This is a genomic window from Pseudoalteromonas sp. S558, from assembly GCF_005886635.1.
Classification (GTDB): Bacteria; Pseudomonadota; Gammaproteobacteria; order Enterobacterales; family Alteromonadaceae; genus Pseudoalteromonas; species Pseudoalteromonas aliena.
Genome location: NZ_PNDU01000448.1, coordinates 1 through 3092 on the forward strand (window position 1 = coordinate 1; position 3092 = coordinate 3092).

The window sequence follows — 3092 nt, forward strand, 5'->3', positions numbered from 1 at the left end:
TATCTAGTTGTTCTAAATAAAAAATTTTTAACGACGTTATAGTGCAATTTAATTCGTTAAATTGATCAAAGGTTTATGCAGGTTGGTATTATTATCCAGAGTTCAGGTTAACTAATAAGGCAAGGCTTGTATAAGTGTAGTGGCACAGTAATCCACTTTAAGTAGCCGTTTTGGGGAAATTTATTTTTTGAAAACTTTTAAAGGCCGTATTGAACAAATTAAAGACGTGATAACAACAGTCACAACCCGACCCGATATATGTTGAGCTGCTGCATGGTATTGTTAGCAAATGCAAAGTCGGGGATCGTATCCACTAAACTTGCACCTGATTTTAAAGCAATGTTAATGCTAGCTACATTTTGTTCTAAACATCTAAACTCAATGACTTTAGCGCTTGTATTTTTGAGTATGTTTGGCACTCTGGCGATTACTTGACTGATAATACCATTTCCTTGTGTATCACTACCTAACCAGTAACCAAGTTCCGCTATATTCAGCTCAGGACAAATAGACTTAACAGCAAAAACACCACTCAGATTATCTTTAAAATAAATCTTAAACCACCGCGAACCATTAAGCCCGCTGTTTACTCTGTCAGATACATATTTTTTAGCCGACTCAAAATTATTTACATCCTCTACCCAAGGCAAAAACTGCCCTAAACTTGCTCGACTTAAATTAACAACCCTAAAAATATCCGCCGCATCGCTTTCCACTAAAGGGGCTAGTTTAATCTGTTCTGTAATTTGAATATGCAAGTGTTCTTCCTTGTGAGTATTAATTTTATAGTTGTAAGTTTAAAACCAAAGCTCACTATTAAGTAGCCCCAAACTCATTTAACGGCTGAATAACCTTTGAGCTATTAAAAAGATCAAGAAAAAACAGCTATCTGCTTGAACTGAACTTTCTAATGGGTAACCTTGGGAGGTCCTGCATCAGATAATCAAAAATATCGTTTATGGAAGTAGAATGTTTCTATATCCTTGACTAAAAAAATTATTTAAGTAAGGTTGTTTAAAAATTCAAGGAATGATAGGAATGAATATATTAAATAAAGATACTTTTAAACAAAAGCAGCTAAAAACAAGCTGGACATATATTTAGATAAAGAAAAATTATTTAAAGCTATTGATAAGGATATTCAATTATCTGGGGCTGGTGTAATTTATATAGATGAAAACTTTACAGTAGTAACTATCAGAGAATTTCAACCAATTTGCCGCTTAACTCCTATTAAAATTATTTTGAGGGAGCCCCCAAAATTAAGCTCAGCGAAGGAGTTTACTAATGAACTAAAGCACAGCTCAGTAACTCCAAGGGAAAGTAGATTAGTTTCAGAGATCTCAGGTACCTTACTCGCTTGTTCTGGCGCAGTAATCTCATGGCTTGCTTTTGTTGCCTCAGGTGTCGCCACCCCTATTTCTCTAGGAGCTGCTACCGCAATTTCTGTTCTTTCATTTAGCGCAGCATCCGCAACAACGTTGCAATGTGGTAATGGGCTTATGCGTAGTGGAGCTGAAAAATTTGCGCCAGAATTGAATGATTGGCTAGATTCTGAAGACTGGTACGTTAACACAACTAAGGCTTTAGACTATATATCTATAGCGGGGGCTACTGCAGCAAGCGCGGCTGCAATCCGTACGATTAAGTTAGCTAGCATAAATGGAATAAGCTTTAGGGAACTTTTGGCTAATAAAAGCAGGCAAGAGAGAGCACGGATAACCCGAGAAATTATTCGTATGAAAGTGCCTAAGATCTCTAATAAAATGCTAAAAAAAATGGTTAAAAATAAAACTTATCCTAAAAAATTTAACAGCCTTCAGATTAATAATGAGTTACGAACACGTTTACGAGACTCTGTTGCAGCCGCGCTTGCCTTTACAGGAAGTGCATATAATGGAGAAATCAAGGGTATTGCAATTGGTGTATTTGAGAGTCTAGAAAGTGAAGGTTGAAGCGTTGCCAACAAATGACCCAATTTTCAAGTTAAAACATAGCCTAGCCTGTGCTGCGGCGATTGTTGCAAGTGTGTTTAGCTATTCATCATTAGCATTTACTATATTAATAATGTTATGGCCTTACAGCGCCGTAGAAGAGTTGGGGCAGCGGGTAATCGCTTTTTTTGTTGGTATATGTATATGTATATTATTTGGTGTACTTTTATCAATTGGTAAATACTTGGTTCTAAAAATCTATAGCTTGTTAGCTTTTAGCGCTATTGTTGCATCCCTTATTTATATAATCGATATTGTTGCCAAGCAGAAAGGCGGTCTTTCTTTTAACGGCTTAGAACTTTCTGCCTTCTTTATAGTACTTAATTTTATTTTATTACTCTTTTTCCACAGTGGACATTTAAAAGTTAGTGTTAAAGTAATTAAACGGCTTAAAAGACAACATCAGCAGCATTTAGAGTATCTCAAAAAGTAGTTTTTAAAACTGGCTAGTCTAAAACCGAAGGGGCACTCATTAGAAAGTTGCGGTCAAGCAGGCAGCTGTGTTTTCTTGACCTTTTATTCAAAAACCAAGCGTTCTTATTATTTAACCTAAATCTCATTTAAGAAATTGAACTGAATGCCTGTTCCTATATTTAGACCAAGAACGACTGGATAGACAAGGAACGGTATGATTAAATTAGTTGAATTATTTTGCGATGTCGATTATTTTTGCAAAGAATTAAACTAGACAGCCACTCTAATTGTACAAATAATATTGTGTCACTAGGTTTACTTTTTGAGCCAAGCGTTCATCTCTTTTTATATCTTTATTCGAGTGTTACACGTTAAATAAGCCATTATCACTGTTCAACCTAAATTACTCGCATGAAAATGACTAGGTAACCCGCAACAAAATGCTTATGTAGAGCGGTTTAATCGAACGGTTAGGTATGACTGGCTAAGTCATTATATTTACAGTGATATTAGTGAGTTACAAAATAAAGCTACCGATTAGTTATGGACTTATAATAATGAACGCCCTAATATGGGCATAGGTGGCATAACACCCATACAAAAGCTGGAAAAGTTAAACAACGGAAATTCTACAGATAGCCTCCATTAAAAATGGGGGTTACCGAACGATGGGATGGTTTTATG

General features: G+C 35.7%; 3 protein-coding genes and 1 pseudogene. 3 read left to right on the top strand and 1 reads right to left on the bottom strand.

The annotated features are described in order from the left end of the window. Positions 1-239 precede the first annotated feature (239 nt). A complete protein-coding gene (locus CWB66_RS20610; RefSeq protein ID WP_138586918.1) occupies positions 240-758 on the bottom strand; it encodes a GNAT family N-acetyltransferase in 519 nt (172 codons plus the stop codon). A gap of 336 nt (positions 759-1094) precedes the next feature. Between CWB66_RS20610 and ssp4 the strand changes: the two genes are divergently transcribed. The 3 genes and pseudogenes from ssp4 to CWB66_RS22825 form a co-directional block, all read left to right on the top strand. Then, a complete protein-coding gene (gene ssp4, locus CWB66_RS20615; protein WP_502705306.1) occupies positions 1095-1955 on the top strand; it encodes an Ssp4 family T6SS effector in 861 nt (286 codons plus the stop codon). Next, on the top strand, positions 1945-2427 hold the full coding sequence (locus CWB66_RS20620; RefSeq protein WP_138586921.1) for a hypothetical protein: 483 nt from the start codon (positions 1945-1947) through the stop codon (positions 2425-2427). The genes ssp4 and CWB66_RS20620 overlap by 11 nt, the downstream gene beginning before the upstream one ends. A 405-nt stretch (positions 2428-2832) precedes the next feature. Beyond that, positions 2833-3057, top strand: a pseudogene (locus CWB66_RS22825) (integrase core domain-containing protein); the annotation flags it as partial. Positions 3058-3092: the final 35 nt, after the last annotated feature.